The sequence below is a fragment of the Enterobacter sp. ECC_219_Taxon_10 genome, from assembly GCF_058354905.1.
The window spans coordinates 1213126-1237464 of the sequence record NZ_CM178005.1; the positions used below are offsets into that span (position 1 = coordinate 1213126).

General features: G+C 50.3%; 31 protein-coding genes. 26 read left to right on the top strand and 5 right to left on the bottom strand.

Going from position 1 to position 24339, the window contains the following annotated elements:
- Nucleotides 1-50: 50 nt before the first annotated feature.
- Nucleotides 51-713 (bottom strand): LexA family protein, encoded by a 663-nt coding sequence (locus tag AC4ICF_RS05665; RefSeq protein ID WP_491466168.1) that lies wholly within the window; start codon nucleotides 711-713, stop codon nucleotides 51-53.
- A gap of 107 nt (nucleotides 714-820) precedes the next feature.
- On the opposite strand from AC4ICF_RS05665, the gene AC4ICF_RS05670 reads away from it, so the two are divergent.
- The 6 genes from AC4ICF_RS05670 to AC4ICF_RS05695 all read left to right on the top strand — a co-directional run bounded on the left by AC4ICF_RS05670 (nucleotide 821) and on the right by AC4ICF_RS05695 (nucleotide 5712).
- Nucleotides 821-1033: a helix-turn-helix transcriptional regulator gene (locus tag AC4ICF_RS05670; protein ID WP_095428798.1), complete on the top strand. Its 213-nt coding sequence runs from the start codon at nucleotides 821-823 to the stop codon at nucleotides 1031-1033.
- 78 nt (nucleotides 1034-1111) lie between these two features.
- Nucleotides 1112-1921: a helix-turn-helix domain-containing protein gene (locus AC4ICF_RS05675; protein WP_491466169.1), complete on the top strand. Its 810-nt coding sequence runs from the start codon at nucleotides 1112-1114 to the stop codon at nucleotides 1919-1921.
- A gap of 15 nt (nucleotides 1922-1936) precedes the next feature.
- Nucleotides 1937-2818: an ATP-binding protein gene (locus AC4ICF_RS05680; protein WP_491466170.1), complete on the top strand. Its 882-nt coding sequence runs from the start codon at nucleotides 1937-1939 to the stop codon at nucleotides 2816-2818.
- Entirely contained in the window at nucleotides 2815-4194 is a 1380-nt protein-coding gene (locus tag AC4ICF_RS05685; RefSeq protein ID WP_491466171.1) for a replicative DNA helicase, read from the top strand. The genes AC4ICF_RS05680 and AC4ICF_RS05685 overlap by 4 nt, the downstream gene beginning before the upstream one ends.
- A gap of 27 nt (nucleotides 4195-4221) precedes the next feature.
- The gene (locus AC4ICF_RS05690) at nucleotides 4222-5004 is read left to right on the top strand and encodes an antitermination protein (RefSeq protein ID WP_491466172.1); all 783 of its coding nucleotides are present in this window, start codon (nucleotides 4222-4224) and stop codon (nucleotides 5002-5004) included.
- 231 nt (nucleotides 5005-5235) lie between these two features.
- Entirely contained in the window at nucleotides 5236-5712 is a 477-nt protein-coding gene (locus AC4ICF_RS05695; protein WP_491466173.1) for a hypothetical protein, read from the top strand.
- A gap of 230 nt (nucleotides 5713-5942) precedes the next feature.
- On the opposite strand, the gene AC4ICF_RS05700 is transcribed toward AC4ICF_RS05695, so the two are convergent.
- A complete protein-coding gene (locus tag AC4ICF_RS05700; RefSeq protein ID WP_491466174.1) occupies nucleotides 5943-6464 on the bottom strand; it encodes a hypothetical protein in 522 nt (173 codons plus the stop codon).
- Between the two features lie 253 nt (nucleotides 6465-6717).
- On the opposite strand from AC4ICF_RS05700, the gene AC4ICF_RS05705 reads away from it, so the two are divergent.
- From AC4ICF_RS05705 to AC4ICF_RS05715, 3 genes are read left to right on the top strand one after another with little or no spacing between them, the layout of a single operon-like run.
- Nucleotides 6718-6966, top strand: a complete 249-nt coding sequence (locus AC4ICF_RS05705; RefSeq protein ID WP_491466175.1) for a class II holin family protein — start codon at nucleotides 6718-6720, stop codon at nucleotides 6964-6966.
- 1 nt (nucleotide 6967) lies between these two features.
- Nucleotides 6968-7507 (top strand): lysozyme, encoded by a 540-nt coding sequence (locus AC4ICF_RS05710; RefSeq protein ID WP_491466176.1) that lies wholly within the window; start codon nucleotides 6968-6970, stop codon nucleotides 7505-7507.
- Nucleotides 7486-8043: a hypothetical protein gene (locus AC4ICF_RS05715; RefSeq protein WP_491466177.1), complete on the top strand. Its 558-nt coding sequence runs from the start codon at nucleotides 7486-7488 to the stop codon at nucleotides 8041-8043. The genes AC4ICF_RS05710 and AC4ICF_RS05715 overlap by 22 nt, the downstream gene beginning before the upstream one ends.
- Nucleotides 8044-8587: 544 nt before the next feature.
- On the opposite strand, the gene AC4ICF_RS05720 is transcribed toward AC4ICF_RS05715, so the two are convergent.
- On the bottom strand, nucleotides 8588-8878 hold the full coding sequence (locus AC4ICF_RS05720) for a Bor family protein (protein ID WP_491466178.1): 291 nt from the start codon (nucleotides 8876-8878) through the stop codon (nucleotides 8588-8590).
- 189 nt (nucleotides 8879-9067) lie between these two features.
- Between AC4ICF_RS05720 and AC4ICF_RS05725 the strand changes: the two genes are divergently transcribed.
- Entirely contained in the window at nucleotides 9068-10525 is a 1458-nt protein-coding gene (locus AC4ICF_RS05725) for a glycosyltransferase family 2 protein (RefSeq protein WP_491466179.1), read from the top strand.
- An 11-nt stretch (nucleotides 10526-10536) separates the two neighbouring features.
- Nucleotides 10537-10704 carry a hypothetical protein gene (locus tag AC4ICF_RS05730; RefSeq protein WP_232935880.1) on the top strand — a complete coding sequence of 56 codons (168 nt, stop codon included), beginning with the start codon at nucleotides 10537-10539 and terminating at the stop codon, nucleotides 10702-10704.
- 4 nt (nucleotides 10705-10708) lie between these two features.
- On the opposite strand, the gene AC4ICF_RS05735 is transcribed toward AC4ICF_RS05730, so the two are convergent.
- Nucleotides 10709-10942 (bottom strand): hypothetical protein, encoded by a 234-nt coding sequence (locus AC4ICF_RS05735; RefSeq protein ID WP_116341435.1) that lies wholly within the window; start codon nucleotides 10940-10942, stop codon nucleotides 10709-10711.
- Nucleotides 10943-11104: 162 nt separating this feature from the next.
- Between AC4ICF_RS05735 and AC4ICF_RS05740 the strand changes: the two genes are divergently transcribed.
- Entirely contained in the window at nucleotides 11105-11713 is a 609-nt protein-coding gene (locus tag AC4ICF_RS05740; protein ID WP_116341793.1) for a hypothetical protein, read from the top strand.
- Between the two features lie 16 nt (nucleotides 11714-11729).
- Here the strand turns inward: AC4ICF_RS05740 and AC4ICF_RS05745 are convergent, their stop codons facing one another.
- Complete coding sequence (locus AC4ICF_RS05745; protein ID WP_077064159.1) at nucleotides 11730-11909, bottom strand: hypothetical protein; 180 nt, start codon at nucleotides 11907-11909, stop codon at nucleotides 11730-11732.
- 101 nt (nucleotides 11910-12010) lie between these two features.
- On the opposite strand from AC4ICF_RS05745, the gene AC4ICF_RS05750 reads away from it, so the two are divergent.
- The 14 genes from AC4ICF_RS05750 (at nucleotide 12011) to AC4ICF_RS05815 (ending at nucleotide 24337) form a co-directional block, all read left to right on the top strand.
- Nucleotides 12011-12361, top strand: a complete 351-nt coding sequence (locus tag AC4ICF_RS05750) for an HNH endonuclease (RefSeq protein WP_320720875.1) — start codon at nucleotides 12011-12013, stop codon at nucleotides 12359-12361.
- A gap of 157 nt (nucleotides 12362-12518) precedes the next feature.
- A complete protein-coding gene (locus AC4ICF_RS05755; protein ID WP_080327451.1) occupies nucleotides 12519-13016 on the top strand; it encodes a phage terminase small subunit P27 family in 498 nt (165 codons plus the stop codon).
- Nucleotides 13016-14752 (top strand): terminase large subunit, encoded by a 1737-nt coding sequence (locus AC4ICF_RS05760; protein ID WP_491466180.1) that lies wholly within the window; start codon nucleotides 13016-13018, stop codon nucleotides 14750-14752. The genes AC4ICF_RS05755 and AC4ICF_RS05760 overlap by 1 nt, the downstream gene beginning before the upstream one ends.
- Complete coding sequence (locus AC4ICF_RS05765; protein ID WP_491466181.1) at nucleotides 14752-16056, top strand: phage portal protein; 1305 nt, start codon at nucleotides 14752-14754, stop codon at nucleotides 16054-16056. The genes AC4ICF_RS05760 and AC4ICF_RS05765 overlap by 1 nt, the downstream gene beginning before the upstream one ends.
- A gap of 13 nt (nucleotides 16057-16069) precedes the next feature.
- Nucleotides 16070-16918, top strand: a complete 849-nt coding sequence (locus AC4ICF_RS05770) for a head maturation protease, ClpP-related (protein ID WP_346808219.1) — start codon at nucleotides 16070-16072, stop codon at nucleotides 16916-16918.
- A 9-nt stretch (nucleotides 16919-16927) separates the two neighbouring features.
- Nucleotides 16928-18139 (top strand): phage major capsid protein, encoded by a 1212-nt coding sequence (locus tag AC4ICF_RS05775; protein ID WP_046091695.1) that lies wholly within the window; start codon nucleotides 16928-16930, stop codon nucleotides 18137-18139.
- Between the two features lie 40 nt (nucleotides 18140-18179).
- Nucleotides 18180-18416, top strand: coding sequence for a DUF7210 family protein (locus AC4ICF_RS05780; RefSeq protein ID WP_152921634.1), 237 nt, complete (start codon nucleotides 18180-18182; stop codon nucleotides 18414-18416).
- Nucleotides 18416-18742 carry a head-tail connector protein gene (locus AC4ICF_RS05785; protein ID WP_491466182.1) on the top strand — a complete coding sequence of 109 codons (327 nt, stop codon included), beginning with the start codon at nucleotides 18416-18418 and terminating at the stop codon, nucleotides 18740-18742. Before AC4ICF_RS05780 ends, AC4ICF_RS05785 begins: the two co-directional genes overlap by 1 nt.
- The gene (locus AC4ICF_RS05790; RefSeq protein ID WP_045326823.1) at nucleotides 18739-19083 is read left to right on the top strand and encodes a phage head closure protein; all 345 of its coding nucleotides are present in this window, start codon (nucleotides 18739-18741) and stop codon (nucleotides 19081-19083) included. The genes AC4ICF_RS05785 and AC4ICF_RS05790 overlap by 4 nt, the downstream gene beginning before the upstream one ends.
- Nucleotides 19064-19453 (top strand): hypothetical protein, encoded by a 390-nt coding sequence (locus AC4ICF_RS05795; RefSeq protein WP_491466183.1) that lies wholly within the window; start codon nucleotides 19064-19066, stop codon nucleotides 19451-19453. Before AC4ICF_RS05790 ends, AC4ICF_RS05795 begins: the two co-directional genes overlap by 20 nt.
- Nucleotides 19450-19854 (top strand): HK97-gp10 family putative phage morphogenesis protein, encoded by a 405-nt coding sequence (locus AC4ICF_RS05800; RefSeq protein ID WP_058679258.1) that lies wholly within the window; start codon nucleotides 19450-19452, stop codon nucleotides 19852-19854. The genes AC4ICF_RS05795 and AC4ICF_RS05800 overlap by 4 nt, the downstream gene beginning before the upstream one ends.
- 32 nt (nucleotides 19855-19886) lie before the next feature.
- Entirely contained in the window at nucleotides 19887-20342 is a 456-nt protein-coding gene (locus tag AC4ICF_RS05805) for a phage tail protein (RefSeq protein ID WP_491466184.1), read from the top strand.
- A 64-nt stretch (nucleotides 20343-20406) separates the two neighbouring features.
- On the top strand, nucleotides 20407-20769 hold the full coding sequence (locus AC4ICF_RS05810; RefSeq protein ID WP_045326818.1) for a phage tail protein: 363 nt from the start codon (nucleotides 20407-20409) through the stop codon (nucleotides 20767-20769).
- Between the two features lie 238 nt (nucleotides 20770-21007).
- Entirely contained in the window at nucleotides 21008-24337 is a 3330-nt protein-coding gene (locus AC4ICF_RS05815) for a phage tail tape measure protein (RefSeq protein ID WP_491466185.1), read from the top strand.
- Nucleotides 24338-24339: the final 2 nt, after the last annotated feature.

A 24339-nucleotide genomic window follows, 5' to 3' on the forward strand; every position in this document is an offset into this window, starting at 1 on the left:
GCAAAAAAGACCGCAATTAAAAAAGCGGTCTTATAGTAAAAATGGTGTTATTAGAAAGTATCTTCAGGCCACTGGGCTGTTATAACCCTTCCGATGATTCTGCAGTCCTCGTTGCAAGGAATGCTTTGATAGCGAGGGTTTGGATTGAGAGGCTCCAGCCATGGCTGACCATCTTCACGAACATATCGCTTGAATGTAACTTCTGAATCGTTGTGAATAGCCGCCACGCAAAAATCACCATGATCAACAACCTCTGAAGGATCAACTAAAATGAGCATTCCTTCCGGAAAACTAGGCTTTGTTCCTTGAGGAGCAGTCATTGAATGTCCGCTAACTTCAAGCCAAAACGAACTGGAGCCTGCTTTCTTGGTCGAAGCAACCCATTGCAAAGAATCACGCTCAGTTAACGCTGTACCTTGAGCAAACTGACCAGCCTGCAATGTTGTGAAAAGAGGATACTCATATTGCTGCTTCACTGGAGGATGCGTTAGATCGTCTGCAACTGTAAATGTCCCGTCAGGATTTAAACTGGCTCCAGAAATTTCCAGTATTTTGAATATCGTACCTACCTCTGCTAACGAAGGGCTTCTCCTCCCGTTAAGCCAATGCCCCATTGCTCCCTGAGTTACACCCATCTTCTCAGAGAGTTCTGCTTGGGTCATACCAAGCACAGCTAGTCTGGCTTTAGCCAGTTCGTTCCAGTGTTTTTTCATGATCTAAATGATACACCTTGTGTAGTTTACCTCAATGCACAATATGTACAATTTGTTTGATTATGTAAACTACATAATGTACATTTGATTCTCCATAAGGAGGAATCATGAACAACCTTAGAGAATTAAGGCGATCGCTTCATCTTACCCAACGGGGCTTGGCTAATGAAATTGGTCAAACGATTAGTTCTATTGGCCATTACGAATCTGGAAGGCGAACTCCTGATATTAAAACATGCCATCAGTTGGTAGAGGCATTAAGTAAAAATGGGAAAAAGTTATCTATTGAGGATATTTTCCCCCCAATCATTGGAGAGTGACATGCCACGACATTATTGCGTTAGCGAACCTTTACTGGTGGCTGAATTCAGTAACGAAGATGAGTTGGCGGGTGTCGCATGAGCATGGAACTGATGGTTAAAGCAATGAAGGTCAAGGTGGGAAATCCTCTGCGTAAGCTCGTGCTACTGAAGCTTGCAGATAACGCTAGTGACCATGGCGAGTGCTGGCCGAGCTATCAACATATCGCTGATCAGTGCGAAATCAGTAAGCGATCTGTGATGAATCACATTGATGCTTTGTGTGAATGCGGCCTGGTAAAAAAAGAACTTCGCCCGGGGCCAAAAGGTAACTCAAGTAATGTTTACCGCCTTGATTTTAGTAGTGCAGGAGATTCACTAGGGGGTAGTGCAAATCGTTCACTGCCTGGTGCAGGAGATTCACCACATAGTGCAGGAGATTCACTAGTGGGTAGTGCAGGAGCTGCACCCAGAATCAGTCACTCTTTTGAACCAGTCAATGAATCAGTCATAGAACCTAAATATAACGGTTCATCTGATAACCATTCTGAAAATCGCTCTTCCAAAGAGAACTATTCCAACGAGTTCGAGCAGGCGTGGCAGGCATACCCAAAACGTGCTGGCGGTAATTCTAAAGCTGCTGCCTGGAAAGCGTGGAGAGCTCGAATCAAAGACGGTGTTACCACTGAGGCAATGCTGGATGGTGTAAACCGTTACGCCGGTTATGTCCGTGCTACAGGTAGCGCTGGAACGCAGTACGTGAAGCAGGCGGCAACGTTCTTTGGGCCTGATCGGCATTTCGAAGAGTCATGGCAGGCACCATCTGGTCCTGCAAACGTAAGGACTGGTGGTCTGCCGGTATCCGGGTTTAGTGAGCAAGATTACGGTCAGTCAGATTGCAACTGGTAAGCGGGAGAAATCACTATGCTGAGTATTAAACAACGCGAAGAAAGGGAAGCTCTGGTGGCGAAGCGAGAAGGGCTTCATGAAGAACTGGCGCTCGCTGTTGAACATCAAAAACCGTGGCAGTGGAGAAGTTGGGAGTCTGGTGAATGCCACACTGCTTCCTGCGAGAAACATGGCGGCTATGAGTGTATTTCCCTTATTGGAAAAGCGTTCCGGGGTGTTGAAAATGTTAAGCATTCCCAATGCCCTGAGTGTGTGAAAGCGGAACTGGCGAGCATTGAATCCAGTCTGCGTGCATTACGAGTGGCCGACCTGATTGACAATGCGGGGATCGCACGACGTTTCGAAGCATGTGAATTCGATAACTACCAGCCTATCAATCAGGATGCCGCCAAAAACCTCTCCTCCTGTCAGCGCTATGCCAGCAGCTGGCCTGATCGACTGAAAGCTGGAACTGGGCTTGTGATGACTGGCAACTGCGGTACCGGCAAAAACCACCTAGCAGTGTCTATGGCGAAAAGCATCATCCGCGATCATCTCGCTAAAGTGGAAATCACTGATGTTATGCGCCTAACCCGAGCGGTGAAAAGTACGTGGCGCCACAATTCTGAAATGACAGAGGAAGATGTCATTGAGCGCTTCGCTTCACTGGATCTGCTGATTATCGACGAAGTGGGTGTTCAGTTCGGCAGCCCGACTGAAATGACCATCCTGCAGGAAATCATCAATGCCCGGTATGAAAGCATTTTGCCAACAATCCTGATCAGCAATCTTACATTCGACCAGCTGAAAGAAACGATTGGTGAGCGAATTGTGGACCGGGTTACCGATGGTGGCCGCAACCGTCTGGCATTTGGCTGGGGAAGTTTCCGCGCTATCGCATCAGGAGTTATAGCATGACGCCTGTCTGGAAAAATGAAGATCTGGAAGGTGCGGTGATCGGCGCAATTTTTCTGCGTGGTGCCGACCCTGAGGTACTGGATATTCTGTCCAGAGTTCCGGCCAGCGCCTTCTCGGTACCACAGTATCGGGAAATCTACACAGGTATCTGCCGTCAGGCGCGTGGAGCCGGCGTTATTGACCCTGTATTGCTCTGCGAAAGTATGCCAAAGCACAGCGCAATCATTCTGGACTCGAGCCGTATCGCATGGGCGAAGTCGGCGCTTGTGTCCTACGTTGCCACGCTGGAGCGTAATGCAGCTGTTCGTGATGCCGAAGCTGTGATTGAAAGGGCGCTGGCTGATCTCCGGAGTGCTCACAATGGTGATGCGGCTTTATCGGCATTCAGGGCTGCACAGGACAGCATTGCCGCAATTTCTCTCGAAGAAAAGACCGTTCAGCCAGTTCATATCGACGACATTCTTCCTGCTGTAGTGGATCGGGTAGATGCACGCAACCGCGGGCTCGAAGAAGCCAGAAGCCTCATGACGGGTATTGAAGAGCTTGATGCAAAGACTGGCGGCATTGAACCAACAGATCTGGTGTTTATCGCTGCGCGTCCGTCGATGGGTAAAACTGAATTGGCGCTGGATATCATCGACAAAGTTTCTGAGCAGGGCCGTGGTGTGCTGTTCTTCAGCATGGAAATGCCAAATATCCAGATCGGAGAGCGAATGGTATCCGCTGCCGGCGGCATGTCGGTTTCACGCCTGAAAAAGGCTGCTGATTTTGAAGATGAGGACTGGGCCAGACTGACAAACGGTGTAGAGCGCCTGACAGGCCGCAGTATCTGGATGGTTGATTCCACCGATCTGACAGTAGATCAGATTCAACAGATAGCTACCCGCCTACAGCTGGCTCATCCGGAAATAGCGCTGGTGGTCGTGGATTACCTGGCACTAATCAAAATTGAAAGCACTGCACGATATGACCTTGCCGTCGGTGAGGTGTCAAAAGGACTTAAGCGTCTGGCTAAATCTAATAAAACTCCGGTGCTTGCCCTGAGCCAGCTTTCTCGTGGCGTTGAGTCTCGGCCCAACAAACGACCGATGAACTCAGACCTAAAAAACTCGGGTGAGATTGAGGCAGATGCTGATCTGATCATGATGCTTTATCGCGACGAAGTTTATAACCCTGAGTCGCCAGCAAAGGGGATAGCGGAAATTAACGTGACCAAACAGCGCAATGGTGAGCTGGGCACGATCTACCGTCGATTCTATAACGGGCATTTCCTGCCAATTGACCAGGAGTTAGCAAAGCAGCGTTCTGCGCCACAGCAGAAAGCCCAGACCAGACGTTACTCAAAAGAAAGGCATTCCAGCAATGCAGACTATTAAAAACATCAAAGCAACGAGGGCAACCTTATGAAACTGGAAGCATCACTCAAACATTTTAGTCCTCAGGGAATGCACATCAGCGACGACGTGAAGGGAACTTCTCCGGACCGCCTTACAGGAACAGATGTAATGGCGGCGATTGGCACCACCAGCAGCCGTGCGCGCTTCGGCCTGGCGGCGTTCTTCGGTAAAGCGGGAATCAGCAAAACGGATGAACAGCTCGCAGTTCAGGCGCTGGCGCGATATGCGATGGATGTCGCACCGAAGAATGTTCGCAAAGCAGCTGGTGGGCAGTTCGGATGGTGTATGCAGATGTTGGCACAATTTGCCTTTGCTGATTACTCCCGTTCGGCGGCTACCAGCGTGACATGTCACAGTTGCAGTGGTACCGGGTTCATCTCCGGGAATGAGGATGTGGTTAAACATCCTGGTATTTTCGACGCCGACGGTGCCGAAGTAGTGGCCCCGAGGATTAAAAATGAGCTGGTGAATAGGGTTTGCGGAACATGCGGAGGAAAGAAAGTGATCCTAGCCCGGTGCAGGTGTGGCGGTAAAGGCGAAGTGTTGGACCGCAAAGCGACTAAAGACCGCGGCGCACCGGTTTTCAAAACGTGTGAACGTTGCTCTGGTAATGGCTTCTCTGCTATCTCCTCGGCGACGGTACACCGCGGCATTCTGAAGCGCCTCCCTGACCTCCATCAGTCCTCATGGTCACGCAACTGGAAACCCTTCTATGAAATGCTGGTGGACACTCTGCGCCAGGGGGAGCGTCATGCATCAGTGGAATTTGAGAAGGCGACAACTCATTAATATGATCGGAGCAAATGCCGACACTTTTTTGCACGTTAGTGTTGACTTTGCATAAAACCGTCCTGTATGCTTTCCATCGTGGGGTTTTACGCCTATACGAGACCAAACCCGCCTCAGCGCGGGTTTTTTATTTATAAACTTGGAAGAACCTCAAATTTTTATGTTTGCCATCATTCCCTCTACGGCTAGCTGATGAGATGATATTCCTTCTCTTTGATAAAGGAATTAATCATGCTTATTAAGTTTTCAGATTTTATCCAAGCAAGAGAGCAGGTTGAAAAAAGAGTCCAGGAACTAACTCAGATGCTTCGCAATGAAGCGGAAGAGTTTCTGACACAATATAAACAATCCTTACATACACCTCATGATTCTTGGTCTGATGGGCAAAGAGCTTACCCTTACGCCAGACTAATGAACATGAGTGACGAAGGAATGTATGCTCAACAATCCACCAAAACTCTTGCACTTGATAATCAAAATAATGTGTCTTTTTTAATGGCAACATTAATTAACGAAAACATTCAAGGCGGCCAGTGGATTTACGTTCCAATTAGAATGTCTATAAGTAATCGTAGCGTTATTGTCACTGTTGGTAACTCTGAACAGGAGGAGGTTCCTCTTGGTGGGGAAGGTAACGGCTACTACGAAGCTTGTGGCCTCGTTAAAGAAGCAGTTATGAGACAAATAAAATCTAGGTTTCCTAATTAACGGAACTTAGCAGAAAGCTAGCAACATTAGATGTTTTGGATTAAGGGCTGCCCACGGGCGGCCTTTTTCATACCCGCGCCACGCTCGGCGCAATTCAACCACAGAGCCTTTCAGGGGGAGCCATAGGGAACGGTTGGTGTGACTGTCTTTGTGGGCTAATTGCTGTTCCTTCAGCTCAAAGTATTCCTTCCCTGTTGTGATTAGCCCGGTGATTGTTATGCAGCCTTAGGTTATTTATCGTTATCGAATACAAAAACCTTCTGCGTGCCATTCAAATAGGTTACCTGTAATAAGGTCCTGCGCTGATCGTTAGAGGGTATGATATTGCGGATATCTGAATTACTACCAAGCCATACCTTTTCCACATACGGTTTGGCAAGGTTTTTGTTTATGGCAACCCATGAACCACTCCAGCATCCACCGACAGTTCGGGTACATAAGAAAGTGAAATAAGGGCTCTCAACCATCATGTTGTACTGTGTGAGGTTCTCTCCTCCCCGGATCGACACCTTTTTGTGAGTATTTCCGCAGTTGTCGCAAATAATACTGTTATCACTTGAGCCTGTGAGTCGCACCTCATATGGGAGAGCTAGTTGCTGCTTTGTAAAGCTGATGCTACTGGTCGTTGGCGGTACGCGGCCAGAAATGGTACTAAACTTTTCACGGGGAGAGTGGGAATTGCAGGCCGACAACAGAAAGATGAGGCAGATAGGGGCGAAAACCAACAATCCAGACTTTTGCTTTGCGAACATTGAATTTTCCTTAATTTAGCTTGTTCACCATTAGTTAATGCTGATAGAAAAAAATACAAAAAAGCAACATACATAGTACATGGTTTAGTACAACCATCCTATCGCACTGAATAGCCACTCATTAGCCCGCCATTAAAAGCGGGCTTTTTTTATTTCAGGCTCCGGGAACCATCATCGACATGCCTACTTGTTAAATCGTCCCGAGGGCCTGACCCCTTACACACAGCTCCCGCCATTACGCGAGGAGATAGAGATGATCCGATATATGCCTGACAAAATTGCATCCGCAGTCTCGTATTGCGTGTCCGGCAGTCTTATTTGTGGAGGCGGCATTTTGCAATGGTTGCACGACCTCGACTGGAACAAGATTGCAGTGGTAGGCGGTTTTCTTATAGGTATAGCCACATACCTGACCAACCTTTATTTCAAAAGACGCCAGACCAAGGCATATGAGAAGGCCCTGAAGAAGGGCTACATTACCGCTCCACCTCAGGATAATTGATATGGCATCGACAAGAGCAAAACTCAGCGCGGCCATGCTATCCCTAATCGCCGCAGGAGCATCAGCCCCTGTGCTGTTTGACCAGTTCATCAGTGAGAAGGAAGGAAACGCCCTTGTGACTGTCGTGGATCCCGGTGGCATCTGGTCACTTTGCCATGGCGTGACAGTTATAGACGGAAAACGTGTCGTAAAGGGCATGACCGCCACCGAGGCGCAATGCAAGAAGGTCAACGCTATCGAGCGTGATAAAGCGCTTACCTGGGTCGACCAAAATATCAAGGTCCCACTGACCGAACCGCAGAAAGTGGGCATTGCATCCTTCTGCCCATACAACATTGGGCCCGGTAAATGCTACCCATCGACGTTCTACCAGCGCATTAACGCAGGTGACCGGAAAGGTGCCTGTGAAGCTATCCGCTGGTGGATTAAAGACGGTGGCCGTGATTGCCGACTAACTAAAGGCCAGAAGAGTGGCTGCTATGGTCAGGTGGAACGACGCGATCAGGAAAGTGCTCTGGCATGCTGGGGGATAGACCAGTGAAAATTAATTTTATCTCAATCACGATAATGGTCATCGCTGGTCTGTCTATTGCACTGGTAAAAAGTTGCTCATACGCCAGCAACATACAGAGTGATAATGACGTTCTGCGAAGCGACAACGCTTTACAGGGGCAGGTGATCGCCGCTCAGGCATTCAACTTCAATCGGTTCAATCAGGTTGCAGAGCATGCCAGTAGGATGAATTCCCTGATAGACACCAGCACCGAAGAAACCGTAATCGAATACCGGGAGATTCTCCGCCGTGAAAAGACCTGTGATCTGCCTGTTCCTGCTGATATCGCTGGTGGGCTGCTCGAATACGCGTACCGTTTACGTGCCAGCGCAATGCACACCGATACCGGCCGACCTGACGAAACCGATGATCGTGCCGCTACCGTCAGCTCAATGACATATTGCCAGGCCGTTTTGTGGATTAAGCCGCTACTGGCCGTCATTGAGAAGGGCAATAATAACTTAGTGGGTATCAGGCAGATTGAACTGGAAAGGACAAATCAGAAATCAGTCAATGTAAGGTAAGTGAGAAATTATAAATTATGACTTCACAACATCAAAAAAAGCCCTCACAAGGAGGGCTACAGGAGTCTCAGTTTCACTTGCTCTTTTTTTATCGATGATTCCCTGGAGTTGGCAGTCTCCTCATCAGAGTCTTTGGTAGCCTGGCACTCAGCCAGTAATCAACAAGCGTAAGCGAAAAGCATTAGGAATTTCCTGAGGTTGAAAGCTCTTGTCTGTTTCGGCTGCATGCCTGATACCCCGCACGAAGAAAAACCTCAGTAGCAATTCCCATTCAATAAAAAGAATGTGGTTTGACAGTATTCAGCCAAAAAAATTGCCCCTGGTGCGGGGCAAGTATGAGTTGAATCTTTTGTTTTGTTTATGTGCTTCTTGCTCTAAGGCTGTGGAACCTTAACATCTTGTTCAAATAATGCCAACAAAATACATGTTTAAATGTAAAACAAAGCTCGCCTGCTGGTGGGCTTGATAATGGTTTCACCAACCAGATGTAAAAAAGCCCCCGTTAGGGGGCTAGAGGATTATCAGTTTCACTTGCTATGAAATATTACTTCGCGCAATAGACACGTGCTTCACGAGGGGTATAGATACCGAAGGTGACAAATCCCAGCAGTCCGTTTACAAAAGTCTGCTGAACTTCAGTACGAACAACTTTATCAGCACCACCGCAAACCTGAGCTGCATCAATTTGCTTGGATTGACCAATCCCGCTAACGAAGAAATGATGTGTTGTGACTTGCTGTGGCGCAGTCATTGGCGCTTTGTTTACTGAGAATGATTGTTGGGCACAGCCAGAAACAGCTGCGGCAACCAGAGCTACCATAATTAACTTTTTCATAAATGACCTTATTGTTGGTTTGGTTCGCAAAAATAATGACATGTATCATTAATTTATACATATCAGACCAGTAGTTTAACTTAGATTTGTTCTACTTCCCTAGTGATTAACTATCACATCATCCATTGCTAGCGTCAGCACATCCATTATTGCGAATAAGATAATTAATAAACTTCCCAGAGGAAAATTATGCAGGTCACTATTGATGGTGTCCCGTATGCACCTGCCAGCGCAATTTCATCGCGGATCGGGATTGCAATAACGACACATCAGCGCGCCGACGTTTTGAAACGAGCGCTTGAACAGCACATGAAGCACCTGCCAACTGGTGCGCTGGTGGTGGTTGTGGATGATGGTTCAAAACCTGCAGCGGTAGTTCCCCACGGCATGCAGCTGATTCGCCATGAAACATCACTCGGCATTGTTGCTTCGAAGAACGCCAGCCTGTCAGCCCTGATGGATGCCGGATGCGAGCATCTTTTTCTGTGGGATGATGATGCCTGGCCTATCGCCGATAACTGGCATCTTCCCTACATCGAATCACCCGAGCCACACTTGGCTTACCAGTTCCTCGATCTTGCTGGCCAGAATAAGCTCAATGACCTTTCGGTGCTTTACCGTGACGATCAGCATGTGGCGTATACCGGGCAGCGCGGCGTGATGCTGTATTACCACCGCAGCGCCATCGAGAAGGTGGGCGGATTCGATCCGGTTTATGGTCGCGGCATGTACGAGCACAGCGACCTCGCCCTGCGCATTCATAACGCTGGATTGACTACGTGGGCTTATGCCGATGTGAAAGGCTCCGAAATGCTGATCCATTCTCTCGATGAGCATGAAGCGGTGGAGCGTTCGGTACCGAAGCCAGACCGTCAGGCGCTGGTGGAACGTAACGTAAAAATCCACAACCAACGACGTGATACCGGGTTTACCGGTTATGTGGAGTACCGGCGGCAACGCGACGTGGTAATCACTACGTTACTGACCAGCCAGCCCGACCCTCAGCGCGGTACGAAAATGACCGCCTCTCCTGACATGCTGGCTAAATGGGCCTCTTCGCTGCGTAATTGTGGCCGTATTGCGCTGGTGGATGAGCTGCAGGCGGTCCCGACAGACGTTGAGATGTATCGCGTCCCTGACGTGAAGATGAATGTCTACTTCCGGCGCTGGCTGCATATCTGGCAGCACCTGCGCGATCAACCTGAATACCGGTTCGTTTGGTGTACCGATGGTACCGATGTCGAAATGCTCCGTGCACCGTGGGAAGAAATGCAGCCCGGAAATGTTTATGTCGGTTCTGAACCGAAGACCTACGCCGATACTTGGGCGAAACAGAATCATCCTGAGCGTATGTATCAGGAGTTCATCGAAGCGCACCGCAACGATATGATGCTTAACGCTGGCCTGCTGGGTGGCACCCGCGCTGATGTGATGGCGTTCGCTCACGGCATCATCCGTCTTTACTACCGGATCGAGAGTTATCGTTTCTGGAAGAAAGAACAGGCTGGTGCAGCGGTTGGTGACATGCTTGCGTTCGGCATTGTGGCGCAGTCATTCTCTGGCAGGTTGGTCACCGGGCCTCTGGTACACACCGTTTTCAAAACTGATGGTGTGGGAAAAGAAGTTGCTTGGTGGAAACATAAATGAAGGTATCAATAATGGACGAAACAAAATCTAATAGTGCGCAACAAAACAAATATGCCTCGCGAAAAAAAACGACCTTTGAGGAGGTCGCTTTAAAGGTACCGCATGGGATGAAGGATTTATCTAAAGCAAACAGAACCGGAAATATCGAGTTGATTCTGGAAAGCTGTTTTCAACGTTGACTATTTATCGTGAAAACAAGTTAACAGTACATGTTTTTGCTTGCTCTAACATTTCTATAATAAATTTATTTGGTTCGGCCTTTGATTTTTCTTCTTCCAATCTCTGATTGAGTTTTATCAGCGCAAAATTGCGGACCGCCATTGATTGTTCTTCTGGCAGAGTGGTCAAAAGGCCCGCAATGATGACATCATGAGCCATCAAAATTGTGTCGTTAGGTTTGGGGGTATTTTCGCTCATATATTTCCTGTATGGAGGTGAACAGCCATTCCTCTTGGGGCGTAGGCGTCAGTGTTCATACACTGACGGGCTGAGCATCCACTTTACCCAGGGTTAAAGCGAAGTAACACCCTAATATTCAGATAATAGCCGCCATCGTGCGGCTTTTTTATTGGAGATTTGCTGGTGGCTGAAATCATAAAGTTTGTGGTGGTCGGCCATCACTCCCGGTTAGAACATGCGCAACGCCTTGCTGCGCTGCTGGATGCCTATCTGCTTATTGATGATGGTAACCACGGCGCGAACTGGAATCATCGGCGCGCGCTTGAGTGGGCAGCAGAACAAACATGCCGGGTAATTGTAGTTGAAGATGATGCTCAGCCTTCAAACAGTTTTACTGAACTGGTGATAGGTCTCTGGCTAAACCGCTTCCCTGATTCTCTGGTGAGTTTTTATCTCGGTACAGGTCGACCACCTCAGTATCAAATGCGGATAGCCGAGCGGCTGATTGTTGCTGATAAGACTCAGGCTGACCACATCACGCTGCCGCAGCTGATACACGGGGTGTGCTATAGCGTACCTCCGCAACATATCAGTCGCGTGTTGTCTCGATGGGATAGCAGTAAGCCCGCTGATTATGCCGTGGGTGATGCTTGGGGCGGTGCAGTGGTCTATCCGTGTTACTCGCTGGTGGACCATGCAGACTTTGAATCAGTCGAGTGTCACCCTGACTCAGCGCCACGCACAGAACGGCGACGAGCGTGGAGAATCGCCTGGAAAACCGGCCAATAGGCCGGTTTAATTAGTTTTATCTTTTGCTGTCTGGAGTCCGTTTTACTGGTTCCCATGTTGCACCAGGTTTTGAAGTTGGTGGTGCCCTATGGTTATCAGGAATGGTTGTGTAATTATCGGTTTGGCCGCCACGCGGACCGCGTTCACGATATACACCGCCATCACGTCCACTAGACTGACCAGGTTTCAAACCCATAAATACCTCCACGAAATTAACCACAAAAGCGTGGCAAATACACTTTGCAGTAAGAATTTACGTTTTCAATGTGGCGATGACTCATTTTTTTAGGAGTGTTAATGCCATCACAAATACCGCGAGCATGCCGCAAGCGTGGCTGTTCTGGCACAACCACAGACCGCTCAGGCTATTGCCCTAAGCACCTTAACGAAGGCTGGCAGCAGCATCAGAGAGGACAGAGCAGGCATCAGCGAGGTTATGGCAGCAAGTGGGACAGGCTGCGACCAGTCGTTCTCGACAGAGATAACCACCTTTGTCAGGAATGCCTGCGAAATGGAAGGTATACCCCCGCTGAGACGGTGGACCACATCACCGCCAAAGCAAATGGGGGGACCGATGACCTGTCCAACCTCGAAAGCCTCTGTAAGCCTTGCCACAGGGCGAAAACAGCGGTTGAAAGACTCAAATGACATCGATTCTCATTTGGACCAGCCGAGGGGGAGGGCGGGTTGAAAGTTCAGGAACGACGCGCTAAAGGACCGCCGCCTAACCTCTTTTCACATCGCCGCAGGTTAGAAAACTTTTTTATGGGGTCCCCCACTCGATGATTAATAGGAGTTTTCGATTATGTCTGGACCACCGAAAACCCCGACCCATCTACGTTTGGTGAGGGGTAACCCATCAAAACGCCCGATTAATGAAAACGAACCAAAGCCAACTCCAGGGGTACCCCCAACGCCGAAGCATTTCGACAAGCAGGGGAAATACTGGTTCAGGCGTATGGCTGAAGAGCTCGATGCGCTTGGCGTCATGTCGCAGCTGGACGCGAGAGCACTTGAGCTTCTGGTTGAGGTTTACACCGAGTACCGGCATCACTGCGATACGCTGGAGAGAGAAGGCTACACCTACGCCGTTTATAGCGACGAAGAGCCAGACGAAGGCAAAGAGCGAGAGATTCGCATGATCAAGGCTCACCCGGCCGCCATTATGAAAGCTGATGCCTGGAAACGTCTGCGCGCCATGCTCGGTGAGTTCGGCATGACGCCAGCCAGCCGCTCTAAAGTGAATGCAAAAGGTCCTGATGCGGTTGATCCGCTGGCCGAGTTTATGAAAGCGAGGGATTAATGGCTAAGGTTGCAGAAGGCATCCGCTACGCCGAGAGGGTGGTGGCGGGGGAAATTATTGCCTGTGAGTATGTGCGCCTTTCCTGTCAGCGTTTTCTTGACGATCTGGCACACGGCGAAGAGCGCGGTATTTTCTTCAGTGAGCCGCGCGCGCAGCACATTTTGAATTTCTATAATTTTGTGCCTCACGTAAAAGGCGCTCTGGCAGGCCAGCCTATCGAGCTGATGGACTGGCATGTTTTCATCCTGATTAATATTTTTGGTTTTGTTATCCCGCTGGTTAACGAAGAGACGGGGGAAACCGTTCTGCGTAACGATGGCAGCGGTCGGCCGGTGATGGTTCGGCGTTACCGTACAGCAGATGTTGAGGTGGCCCGTAAAAATGCCAAATCAACGCTTTGCTCCGGTGTGGGGCTTTATATGGCTGGCGCAGACGGTGAGGGCGGGGCGGAGGTTTATTCCGCTGCAACCACCCGTGACCAGGCGCGAATTGTTTTTGAAGACGCGAAAAATATGGTCAAGAAGGCGAAAGCCACTCTTGGGCGGATCTTCGAATTCAACAAGCTCGCTATCTACCAGGAGCAAACGGCCTCCAAATTCGAGCCTTTATCATCAGATGCGAACAACCTCGACGGCCTGAACATTCATTGCGCCATCGTCGACGAGCTGCATGCTCATAAAACCCGTGACGTCTGGGACGTTCTTGAGACGGCCACCGGCGCGCGCCTGCAATCTCTGCTTTTCGGTATCACCACCGCCGGATTCAACAAAGAAGGCATCTGTTACGAACTACGCGATTACGCAATCAAGGTCCTGCGCGGCCTGGTTAAAGACGATACGTTTTTTGCCATCATCTACACCTTAGATGAAGGTGACGATCCCTTTGATGAAAAAGTCTGGCAGAAGGCGAATCCGGGGCTGGGTATCTGTAAGCGCTGGGATGACCTGCGACGCCTGGCTAAAAAGGCGAAAGAGCAGGTTTCGGCCAGAATTAACTTTTTCACCAAGCACATGAATATCTGGGTTACCGCTGAGTCAGCCTGGATGGACATGATGAAATGGGAGAAATGCGAGTTTATCGCTCCGCAGCACGAACTTAAAACATACCCATCCTGGGTGGGCGTTGACCTGTCAAACAAAATTGATATCTGTGCGGCCGCGAAAGTCTGGCGCGCGCCAGATGGCCACGTTCATGCGGATTTTAAATTCTGGCTACCGGAAGGACGCCTTGAGAAATGTTCACGCCAGATGGCAGAGCTCTATCGTAAGTGGTCCGGGATGGACAAGCTGATCCTTACCGACGGGGATGTGATCGACCATGCTCAGATTAAGGAAGAGCTGCAGGTGTGGGTTGCTGGCGAGAGTCTGAAAGAAATTGGCTTCGACCCGTGGAGTGCGACGCAGTTCAGCCTTGCGCTGGCAGAAGAAGGACTGCCGCTGGTGGAAGTTCCGCAGACGGTTCGCAATTTCTCTGAGGCGATGAAAGAGGTCGAAGCACTGGTATACGGTGGCCGCTTCCATCACAGCGATCACCCGGTAATGAACTGGATGATGTCCAACGTAACCGTCAAACCTGACCGGAACGAGAACATTTTCCCGAACAAGTCCACACCAGAGGCCAAGATTGATGGCCCGGCGGCATTGTTCACAGCAATGAGCCGCGTTCTGGTAAACGGTGGTAACGACCAGCAGGATCTCTCCGGATTCTTCAATAATCCCATCATGGTAGGTTTCTGATGAAAAAAAACAAACAGCCAGGCAGGGTGAAAAGCGCTCTGCTTAACTGGCTTGGTGTGCCTATCAGTCTGACTACCGGCACGTTCTGGGAGGAATGGTTTGGCACCAGCAACAGCGGAAAGGTGGTCACGGCCGATAAAGCCATCCAGCTATCGGCTGTGTGGGCATGCGTAAGACTGTTAAGCGAGTCTATTTCAACCCTGCCGCTGAAAATATACGTTCGACAGCCTGACGGTTCGCGTAAAGCGGCAACTGATCATCCTGCCTATTCGATACTGTGCCGCCGACCCAATTCAGAAATGACACCATCACGCTTTATGTTGATGGTTGTCGCCAGTATTTGCCTGCGCGGGAACGCCTTCATTGAGAAGAAATTCATCGCAAACCGCCTGGTTTCGCTGGTGCCTTTGCTGCCGCAGAACATGGTGGTTAAACGTCTCTCTACCGGGGCGCTGGAATACAAATACACTGAAAACGGAAACGAGCGCGTCATTCCGGTCAAAAACATCATGCACATTCGCGGGTTCGGTCTGGACGGCGTTTGCGGCATGATGCCGATGAAGACTGGCCGGGATGTGATCGGTTCTGCAATGGCTGTAGAAGAGTCTGCGGCAAAAATATTCGAGCAAGGATTACAAAGTTCTGGCTTCCTGACAGCGGAACAAGCATTAAGCGATGAGCAGAGGGAAAGGCTCCGGGAGTACATGGCAAAGTTCACCGGCTCAAAGAATGCCGGAAAAATAATGGTGCTGGAGGGAGGTCTAAAGTACCAGGGCGTTACCATGAATCCCGAAAACGCCCAGATGCTGGAAAGCCGATCTTTCAGTATTGAGGAAATCTGCCGCTGGTTTCGCGTGCCTCCTTTCATGGTTGGCCACACCACGAAACAAAGCAGCTGGGCATCCAGCCTTGAGGGCATGAACCTGCAGTTCCTGACTCATACTCTTAGACCGCTGCTGGTGAATATTGAGCAAGAAATTGGCCGGTGCTTACTCGACAGCGATGACGAAGTGTTTGCAGAGTTCTCCGTTGAAGGACTGTTGCGCGCTGACAGCGCAGGGCGTGCTGCTTACTATACCAGCGCGCTTCAGAATGGCTGGATGTCCCGTAATGACGTTCGTCGCCTTGAGAACATGCCGCCAATTGAAGGGGGCGATATTTACACCGTTCAGCTCAACCTGACGCAACTGAAAAATCTCGAAAGCAGCAACACTGCTGTTCAGGCACTGGCCCTACGAGAGCTGCATAACCACGTATTCCCCGATATTTCCTTTGAACAATCTCCGCTGAAACAGGCCGCTTAGGAGCACTTTCCTGATGAGCAAAAAACAACTTCCGGTAGCACCGGCGGGTCGCCCCTGCGCGCGCGTTACCTGTGAAACATTACCGTCCGCACTGGACCGCTGGGACGGCGGGATCAAAGCGGCTGCCACCGACGATAACAGCATTTCTGTTTTTGATGTTATCGGGCAGGACTACTGGGGCGAAGGGGTAACAGCTAAACGTATTGCCGGTGCGCTTAGGGCGATGAACGGCACCGACGTCACGGTGAATATCAACTCACCTGGCGGGGACATGTTCGAAGGTCTGGCTATTTATAACCTGCTCCGCGAATACGAAGGCCGCGTAACGGTGAAGGTGCTGGGCATTGCCGCAAGCGCCGCCTCGATAATTGCGATGGCCGGGGATGATATTCAGATTGGCCGAGGTGCCTTCCTGATGATCCACAACTGCTGGGTCTACGCGATGGGAAACCGCCATGATTTTGCAGAACTGGCACAGTCACTGGAACCCTTCGATACCGCTATGGCTGACATCTACGCGGCGCGCTCCGGCCTTGATATGGCCGCTGTGCAGAAGCTGATGGACGCGGAAAGCTATATCGGTGGCAGTGATGCTGTGGCGAAGGGACTGGCAGACAGCTTGCTTTCTGCAGATGCGGTCAGCGACGGCGACGAATCGCCTGCAGCCGCGCTTCGCAAACTTGATGCATTGCTGGCCAAGACCAACACCCCGCGCTCTGAGCGCAGAAAACTCATTAAAGCCTTATCCGGTGGCATGCCTGGCGCTGTCACCACCAACGACGGTACGCCGGGCGCTGCCGAAGACATCAAACCTGAAACCATCAATTCACTTGAAAGCGCCCTGGCGGCGTTAGTCAAATAAGGACCCTTTATGTCTGAAGTAAACGATATTCTGAAAAAAGTCACGGCCAGCATTGAAGAGGCAACCGGCAAGTTCAACGCGAAAGCAGAAGAAGCAGTGAAGGAGGCGCAGAAGTCCGGCAAGCTGTCAGAAGAAACAAAGGCAGCCGTTGATAAAATGGCTTCTGAGTTCAACGCACTGCGTGAGGCAGAAAAAACGCTGAAGGCAGCTATGGGCGAACTGGAGCAACATGTTGCCCAGATGCCGCTGGCAAACGCGAAGCATGTTGTGGAGTCAATCGGCCAGCAGGTGATCTCTGCTGAAGCGCTGAAAACCTTTGCCTCCGGGGTGGAAGGTGGCAAACGTATCAGTATCCCGGTTAAGGCGGCACTGACTTCTGCTGATGTGCCTGATGGCGTTATCGAACCCCAGCGAATTCCGGGCATCGATACGGCACCGAAGCAGCGCCTGTTCATCCGCGATCTGATTGCGCCTGGTCGCACTTCCTCCCCTGCTATTTTCTGGGTGCAACAGACTGGCTTTACCAACAACGCGAAAGTGGTTCCTGAAAATACACAGAAACCATACAGCGAAATTGAGTTTACGCCGAAAATCACTGGCGTAAGCACCATCGCTCACCTGTTCAAAGCCTCAAAGCAGATCCTAGATGACTTCGCACAGCTGCAGTCGACCGTTGATGCAGAAATGCGCTACGGACTGAAGTACGCGGAAGAGCAGGAAATTCTCTTCGGTGATGGTACCGGCGTGCATCTGCACGGCATTGTTCCTCAGGCGTCAGCATTTAACCCGGCGTTTACTGTAGAACAGCAGAGCGGTATTGACGATCTGCGTCTGGCAATGCTGCAGGCGCAACTGGCTCGCTTCCCGGCATCCGGCCACGTTCTTCACTTCATTGACTGGGCGCGGATCGAACTGACCAAAGACAGCCTGGGCCGCTACATCCTGGCTAACCCTGCAGCGCTGACTGGACCGACGCTGTGGGGCTTGCCGGTTGTTGCCACGGAAGCGGCGGCCTTCCAGGGTAAATTCCTGACCGGTGCTTTCAACGCTGGGGCGCAAATCTTCGACCGCGAAGATGCCAACGTCGTTATCTCCACGGAGAACGCTGACGACTTCGAGAAAAACATGATCACCATCCGTTGCGAGGAACGTCTGGCGCTGGCCGTTAAACGCCCTGAAGCGTTCGTGTATGGCTCCTTCAGTACCGGCTCAGGTAGCTGATAAACACTGCGGCCTTCGGGCCGCTTTCACAGGTGGGAAAATGAAACTGATCGCACTCAAACCGATTTATTTCGGCGGTACCGTCGTTACTGAGGGGCTTCCGCTGGAAACTCTGGAACAGCACGGTCGCGAGCTCATCAAAAAAGGCTATGCGATGCTCGATGAATCAGAAAATCCTGCAGAGCAGGAACAGCAGCAGGAACAGCAGCAGGAACAGCAGCAGGAACAGCAGCAGGAACAGCCGGAAGTAAAAGTGGACAAGAAGGCGAAAAAATAATGGTCGATCTTGATGTGGTGAAACAGCACTGCCGCATTGATAGCGACTTTACCGGTGATGACGGCCTGCTGACTTTATACACCGGTGCGGCGGCGCGGTACGTCCAAACGTGGACAAGGCGAACGCTCTATGAAAATCAAAGCTCCCCTGGCTACGCAGATGACCCGGACCCTATTCTACTTAATGATGATGTTAAGGCGGCAATGCTACTGCTGATAGGTCACTGGTACGCGAATCGTGAATCTATTGTTATCGGTGAGACCGTGGCTCAGGTCCCCTTTGCCGTCGAAGCTCTACTTCAGCCTTACAGGATTTATGGCCTATGAATTCTTTACGTGCTGGCGAGCTCAATAAACGCATCAGATTAGAGAAAATGGAAACTCAGCGGGGACCGCTTGGAGAACCTCTCCCGTCAATTGCGGTGGAGGTTGCTACTGTATGGGCAAAGGCGGAAAACGTATCTAATCGAAAAATCCGCACAATCGACCAGCAGCAGGTGGTTGAAACCTGGCTATTCACGATCCGGCTACGTCCAGACATTCAAGCTGACTGGAAAGTAACATGGAATGAAGAGGTCTATACCGTACGCGCTGTTGACCGTAGCAATCCTGATCGATGTGTAATTACGGCTGAACGGGATATCCGACATGATAGAACAGGCAATTAAAACCTCGCTTGAACGCCTTTCCGGAATGGCTGTTTATCCTCTCCTGCTGCCAGACAGTGAGCAAAACGGAATTACTTTTCAGCTGATATCAGACCCGGATATAGAAAACGGGATGGTGCGTACAGGGCTGATAGCTGGGCGCTTTCAAATCTCAATGTATAAAGTGGGTGATTACACCGGGCTGGTCAAACTGGATAAGGCTATCTGGTCTCACTGGAAAGGTATTATCCACGGAGAGCTTGAAGGTTATCCAGTTCAATATATTCAGCGTGGAAATATTCTGCAGGACAAGGCGACTCTTACCAGTAATCAGGTTCAGTACAAGTTTATCCGAGATTACGTACTTTATTATTATGAGGAGTCATCATGATCCGCATGGAGGTCAAAGGACTTCAAGAACTCGAGCGTCAGCTCCTTGCCCTTGGTGAAAAGGTTGGTACGCAGGTTTTACGGGAGGCAGGAAAAGCAGCTCTTGAACCTGTTCTGGAAGATATGAAAGCGCATGCTGGGTATGACGAAACAGCAAAAGATGAGCATATGCGTGATTCAATAAAAATCCGCTCATCTTCTTCGAAAGCTAAAGGCAATGCGGTTGTTTATCTTCGCGTTGGCCCGAGCAAAAAACACTTCATCAAAGCGTTGGCTCAGGAGATGGGGACTGTGAAGCAGGTCGCCAGTCCGTTCATCCGTCCGGCGCTCGATTATCAAAAAGCGAAAGTTCTGCGCATCCTCGCAATAGAAATACGTGACCGTATTGAAAACCATCGGTAGCGCTCGCTGCCATCATCAAAGAGAGAGAAATTATGGCTGATAATAAAACTTCGCCAGAGTACGCGATGCTACCTGCTGGCACTGTCGTTATGTGGGGGGCTGCGGGCAGCGACGTAGCAACAATGAAACCGCTTATCAACTGTAAAGCACTGGGTGCCACAGGCCAGACGGGAGGCTTCGTAGACTGCACCACGCTCATTGATAAAAGCAAACAGTTTATTTCTGACCTGCCGGAAGGCCCGGAAAAATCACTAGGGTTCATTGACGATCCAGCTAACCAGGACTTTGCCGATTTCCTCAATGCGGCAGAGAACCGTGAAACAGTTCAGTTTTACGTTGAGCTGCCAAACGGGCGAACAGCGAATATGATCCTGGCCCTGTCTGGCTGGCAGATGAATGAAATCATTGCCCCGGCGAGCGAGGTTATTCAGATTACAGTTCAGGGTAAACAGAACAATATTACCTGGGGTACTGCTGCTGGCAGCTGAACATAAACGTTATTCATTGGCCGCCTCACGGCGGCTTTTTATTATTTAACTTTCAGGAATTACTATGACTACCATCGATGTTTCTGCACTGAAATCAGCTCTTCTGAGGCCTAAAAATACCATTGTTACCGCCGAAATTTTCGGCACCACCGTTTATCTACGACGTATGACGGCGGGTGAGCTTATCGATCATGAAGAAGCGTTGCGTGACAGCCAGATTGCTGAGGATGCGCGCAAAGCTTCCGAACTCAGTGTGCAGTTGATTGTCGATTGTCTTGTTCATCCCGACGGCAGCCTAATCGCAGTTGAAGACAAACCAACCGCAGCAGAGCTGCTGCAAGCGCATGACAATGTGGCCCTGTTGGACGCTATTGCCATCGTTAAAAAGCATGCCCTGGGCAAACTTGAAGACGCGGAAAAAAACTAACGAGCTCGCCCTGGCTGGAGTTTATTTTCTGGTTGGCTGACCGCTGGGGCGAGCCTGATCCATCAAAGATAGCTGCACTACCTGTAGAAACCCTCTATCACTGGCGTGCGTATTTTCTGCGTACTGGTGCCATAAGCCGTCCTGGTGAAGAGTTTTCTCCGATTCCTGAAACCCCGCCTCCTGCTGTAGTTAATAATGTTGACGACCAGTGTGCGGCCGTAATGAGAGCGTTAATGTAATGGCTGACGTTGCTTCCCTTGCCGTCGGGCTGCATCTCAACGCAGCCAATTTTAAATCTCAGTTGATGGGTGCATACGGTGATGCTGAGAATTCTTCAAAGCGTTTCAACCGTAACGCACAAGAAGATGCAAAAAAGACAGATGAAGCTTATTCCCGGATGGGTAAAACCATCGCAGGTGTTGCTGGCCGCCTGGCAGGATTTGCCGGTGCCGGTTTATCTCTTGGCACCATAATTGCGACTACGCGGGAATATGGACAGGCTTTGTCCGATCTTTCTGCAATCACCGGTGCTACAGGTACCCAGTTAAAAACGCTTGATGAAGCAGCTCAGGAGATGGGGCGAAGCACTGAATACAGTGCGAGTCAGGCTGTGGAAGCTCTGAAGCTGATGGCATCCGCTAAACCTGAACTTCTTCAAACCGCAGACGGGCTTACTGAGGCGACCAAGAGCGCGCTTACTCTTGCTCAGGCGGCAGGCTCTACTTTGCCAGATGCAACCCGCACTCTGGCCCTTTCGCTTAACCAGTTCGGAGCAGGGGCTCAGGAAGCGGATCGTTATATCAATGTGCTCGCTGCCGGTGCCAAATTCGGGGCGTCGGAAATAGCAGATACCGCTGCGGCTATTAAAAATGGCGGTGTGGCCGCTGCTCAGGCAGGTGTCGGGTTTGAAACGCTGAATGCTGCGATTCAGGTTCTGGCCGAGCGTGAAATCAAAGGCGGTGAAGCAGGTACTGCGCTCAGAAACGTTATTCTTGCACTGGAGAAGGGGACCGACAAAACGCTCAAACCTTCGGTTGTTGGTCTTAGCGGCGCGCTTGAGAACCTGTCGAAGAAAAACCTCTCTACAGCACAAGCCGTAAAACTATTCGGGGTTGAGAATATTAATGCTGCATCGGTGCTGGTGGACAATCGCAACAAACTTGGCGCGCTGACCCAGGCTCTCACCGGCACACAGACTGCGCATGAGCAGGCCGCTATCCGCGTGAATAACCTGAATGGCGACATCATGGGGCTGACCAGTGCTTTTGAAGGGATGATCATTAAAATTGGTCAAAGCAGTACCGGCCCTCTGCGTTCCGGTATCCAGTCAGTAACCGATGGTATCAATCTGCTTACCGATAATTTCAATGCTGTTGCAAGCGTAGCTTTGTACACATTGATTCCCGTTCTCTCAACAAAGCTAACTGCAGGTCTTCGCGAAAACGTGAGTGCCTGGCAACAAAATCAGGCAGCCGTAAAAGCTGCGGCTGCGGCCCAGGCTGAAGGTGCACGCAAAACGCCGGAAGCAACTGCCGCCACGCTTGAGCGCAATGATGCAGAGTTTGGGTACTACCGCCAGATGGAAAAGACCGCCAGGCAGCAAGGCCTGAACGTTAATTACCAGGGGGAGTTTAACCGGTTAATTAGAGAAGAAACCGAGCAAACGAATCTGGCAACCCGAGCAAAAATGCAGCTTGCTGCAGCGAATCGGCAGGTCTCAGTATCTGCTCGGGCTGCCTCGGTTGCAGTTGGGCTTGCTCGTGGGGCTTTAGCACTGGTTGGAGGGCCGTTCGGTGCTGCAATGCTGGCAGGTTCTGCGCTTTTGTATTTTCATCAGCAGGCGAAAGATGCTCGTCAATCTGCAATTAACCTCAAAGATGCGGTAATTGAAACCACTGCTGCGCTGATGCAGATGTCTGATAAACAACTGGCCGTTAAGCAGATTGACCTGCAAGACCAATATGAAAATCAGGTGACTCAGCGTAACCAGCTTATTAAGGAAATTCAGGACGCAGACAGCAGACTTGATAGCCTCGGTGGTTTCGACCCATTCCGGCAGAAAAAAGGGGTTGAGGACAGCAAAAAACGAGCAGAAGCAGACCTTGAAGCGGTAAATAAAGGGTTAGAGACAACACAGTCTAACCTTGAGAATATTAGTAAGGCACGATTTCTGGTTCAGACAGGGATTGCAGATCAAGCTAAATCGCTCGCGAGTGACATCAAAACTATTACAGCTGAGACCGCGAAAGCTGGGGAGGGGGTTACCACGCCGTGGACTGGAGAAGATACTGAAAAGGCTAAGAAGGAAACGGTTAATCAGTACCTTCAGTTGCGCAGGGAGATAGAAGAAGCTCACGCAACCAGCCTTAGCAGAATCGACCTGCAGGAAAGAGCCAGTCAGGAAAAGCTGACCGCAGCTGCCCGTAAAAATGGAGCAAGTGATCAGGACCTGCAGCGCACGTTGCTGATGAATGCTGAGAATTATCAGAAACAACGCGTAGAGCTTGCAGAGCAGTACTCACCCGCGCAAACGGCTATAAATCAGGAAAAGGAAGCCAGTCAGGAGCTGAAGTCGCTACTTGATGCCCGTCTGATTAATGAAAAGGAATTCATGGCAGCGCGAGTGAAGCTGTCACAGGATACCTCCCGTCAAATCCTGCAGGCGCAGGCGGATGCTCTTTCAGCACCTCGTCTTGAGCTTGCCGGTGACGTTGATCCACTTGCCCAGCAAAGAAATCAACTTATACAGCAGCAAAGCCTGATCGAGACTTATTATCGCAATGGCGCAGTAAGTAAGCAGCAGTACGAAATGCTGATGCAGAAGAGCACTAAAGATTCTGCTGATGCTCAGTATCAGACCGCGCTGGAATTATATCGCTCACAGAGTGACTTCAATAATCTGGCGATCGGTCTGGTGGAGGCTACTCGTGACCGTACCACTAATGTCCTGACGGGGCTGTTGACAAAAACTCAGACCTTTAAAGAGGGCTTGACCAACCTGTTCTCCACGTTAACTCAGTCGATAATTCAGAACCTAGTCGATATGGCAGCCCAGGCGTTGCTAACTAATACGATTCTGAGTTCCATCATGAGCGTAGGTTCGAGTGTATTTGGTGCTGTTGGTAGCGGTGCGGCGGCCAGTTCAGGAACAGCGATTGCCGATTATGGAAGCAACTTCCAGTTCAACGCTAAAGGAGGCGTTTATTCGTCCTCAGATTTGAGCACTTATAGCGGTCAGATCGTCGATAATCCTACGTTTTTTGCTTTCGCAAAAGGTGCCGGAGTAATGGGAGAAGCTGGACCGGAGGCGATCATGCCGCTAACCCGTGCAGCGGATGGTTCACTTGGGGTGCGTGCTGTTAATGGTGCTGGAGCGGGAGGCGACATTGCGCCGAAGGTTTATATCACTATTGATTCAAACGGTAATACATCCACACAGGCACCCTCAGGGCTGGAACAGTTCGGTGCTGATGTAGGGCGTTTTGTCGATCAGCGATATAAGCAAAATGTCATGCGTGATATCCGCCCTGGTGGTGATATCTGGAATGCAATGAAAGGAACCCGATAAAC

What these genes read in the sequence shown, in the direction of transcription:
- AC4ICF_RS05685 (WP_491466171.1), top strand. Translation starts at nt 2,815, where the DNA reads ATGACGCCTGTCTGGAAAAATGAAGATCTGGAAGGTGCGGTGATCGGC.
- AC4ICF_RS05785 (WP_491466182.1), top strand. Translation starts at nt 18,416, where the DNA reads ATGGTCGATCTTGATGTGGTGAAACAGCACTGCCGCATTGATAGCGAC.
- AC4ICF_RS05755 (WP_080327451.1), top strand. Translation starts at nt 12,519, where the DNA reads ATGTCTGGACCACCGAAAACCCCGACCCATCTACGTTTGGTGAGGGGT.
- AC4ICF_RS05750 (WP_320720875.1), top strand. Translation starts at nt 12,011, where the DNA reads ATGCCATCACAAATACCGCGAGCATGCCGCAAGCGTGGCTGTTCTGGC.
- AC4ICF_RS05790 (WP_045326823.1), top strand. Translation starts at nt 18,739, where the DNA reads ATGAATTCTTTACGTGCTGGCGAGCTCAATAAACGCATCAGATTAGAG.
- AC4ICF_RS05765 (WP_491466181.1), top strand. Translation starts at nt 14,752, where the DNA reads ATGAAAAAAAACAAACAGCCAGGCAGGGTGAAAAGCGCTCTGCTTAAC.
- AC4ICF_RS05735 (WP_116341435.1), bottom strand. Translation starts at nt 10,942, where the DNA reads ATGAGCGAAAATACCCCCAAACCTAACGACACAATTTTGATGGCTCAT.
- AC4ICF_RS05700 (WP_491466174.1), bottom strand. Translation starts at nt 6,464, where the DNA reads ATGTTCGCAAAGCAAAAGTCTGGATTGTTGGTTTTCGCCCCTATCTGC.
- AC4ICF_RS05680 (WP_491466170.1), top strand. Translation starts at nt 1,937, where the DNA reads ATGCTGAGTATTAAACAACGCGAAGAAAGGGAAGCTCTGGTGGCGAAG.
- AC4ICF_RS05675 (WP_491466169.1), top strand. Translation starts at nt 1,112, where the DNA reads ATGAGCATGGAACTGATGGTTAAAGCAATGAAGGTCAAGGTGGGAAAT.
- AC4ICF_RS05810 (WP_045326818.1), top strand. Translation starts at nt 20,407, where the DNA reads ATGACTACCATCGATGTTTCTGCACTGAAATCAGCTCTTCTGAGGCCT.
- AC4ICF_RS05710 (WP_491466176.1), top strand. Translation starts at nt 6,968, where the DNA reads ATGGCATCGACAAGAGCAAAACTCAGCGCGGCCATGCTATCCCTAATC.
- AC4ICF_RS05690 (WP_491466172.1), top strand. Translation starts at nt 4,222, where the DNA reads ATGAAACTGGAAGCATCACTCAAACATTTTAGTCCTCAGGGAATGCAC.
- AC4ICF_RS05745 (WP_077064159.1), bottom strand. Translation starts at nt 11,909, where the DNA reads ATGGGTTTGAAACCTGGTCAGTCTAGTGGACGTGATGGCGGTGTATAT.
- AC4ICF_RS05805 (WP_491466184.1), top strand. Translation starts at nt 19,887, where the DNA reads ATGGCTGATAATAAAACTTCGCCAGAGTACGCGATGCTACCTGCTGGC.
- AC4ICF_RS05770 (WP_346808219.1), top strand. Translation starts at nt 16,070, where the DNA reads ATGAGCAAAAAACAACTTCCGGTAGCACCGGCGGGTCGCCCCTGCGCG.
- AC4ICF_RS05775 (WP_046091695.1), top strand. Translation starts at nt 16,928, where the DNA reads ATGTCTGAAGTAAACGATATTCTGAAAAAAGTCACGGCCAGCATTGAA.
- AC4ICF_RS05760 (WP_491466180.1), top strand. Translation starts at nt 13,016, where the DNA reads ATGGCTAAGGTTGCAGAAGGCATCCGCTACGCCGAGAGGGTGGTGGCG.
- AC4ICF_RS05720 (WP_491466178.1), bottom strand. Translation starts at nt 8,878, where the DNA reads ATGAAAAAGTTAATTATGGTAGCTCTGGTTGCCGCAGCTGTTTCTGGC.
- AC4ICF_RS05795 (WP_491466183.1), top strand. Translation starts at nt 19,064, where the DNA reads ATGATAGAACAGGCAATTAAAACCTCGCTTGAACGCCTTTCCGGAATG.
- AC4ICF_RS05705 (WP_491466175.1), top strand. Translation starts at nt 6,718, where the DNA reads ATGATCCGATATATGCCTGACAAAATTGCATCCGCAGTCTCGTATTGC.
- AC4ICF_RS05780 (WP_152921634.1), top strand. Translation starts at nt 18,180, where the DNA reads ATGAAACTGATCGCACTCAAACCGATTTATTTCGGCGGTACCGTCGTT.
- AC4ICF_RS05665 (WP_491466168.1), bottom strand. Translation starts at nt 713, where the DNA reads ATGAAAAAACACTGGAACGAACTGGCTAAAGCCAGACTAGCTGTGCTT.
- AC4ICF_RS05730 (WP_232935880.1), top strand. Translation starts at nt 10,537, where the DNA reads ATGGACGAAACAAAATCTAATAGTGCGCAACAAAACAAATATGCCTCG.
- AC4ICF_RS05715 (WP_491466177.1), top strand. Translation starts at nt 7,486, where the DNA reads ATGCTGGGGGATAGACCAGTGAAAATTAATTTTATCTCAATCACGATA.
- AC4ICF_RS05725 (WP_491466179.1), top strand. Translation starts at nt 9,068, where the DNA reads ATGCAGGTCACTATTGATGGTGTCCCGTATGCACCTGCCAGCGCAATT.
- AC4ICF_RS05695 (WP_491466173.1), top strand. Translation starts at nt 5,236, where the DNA reads ATGCTTATTAAGTTTTCAGATTTTATCCAAGCAAGAGAGCAGGTTGAA.
- AC4ICF_RS05670 (WP_095428798.1), top strand. Translation starts at nt 821, where the DNA reads ATGAACAACCTTAGAGAATTAAGGCGATCGCTTCATCTTACCCAACGG.
- AC4ICF_RS05800 (WP_058679258.1), top strand. Translation starts at nt 19,450, where the DNA reads ATGATCCGCATGGAGGTCAAAGGACTTCAAGAACTCGAGCGTCAGCTC.
- AC4ICF_RS05815 (WP_491466185.1), top strand. Translation starts at nt 21,008, where the DNA reads ATGGCTGACGTTGCTTCCCTTGCCGTCGGGCTGCATCTCAACGCAGCC.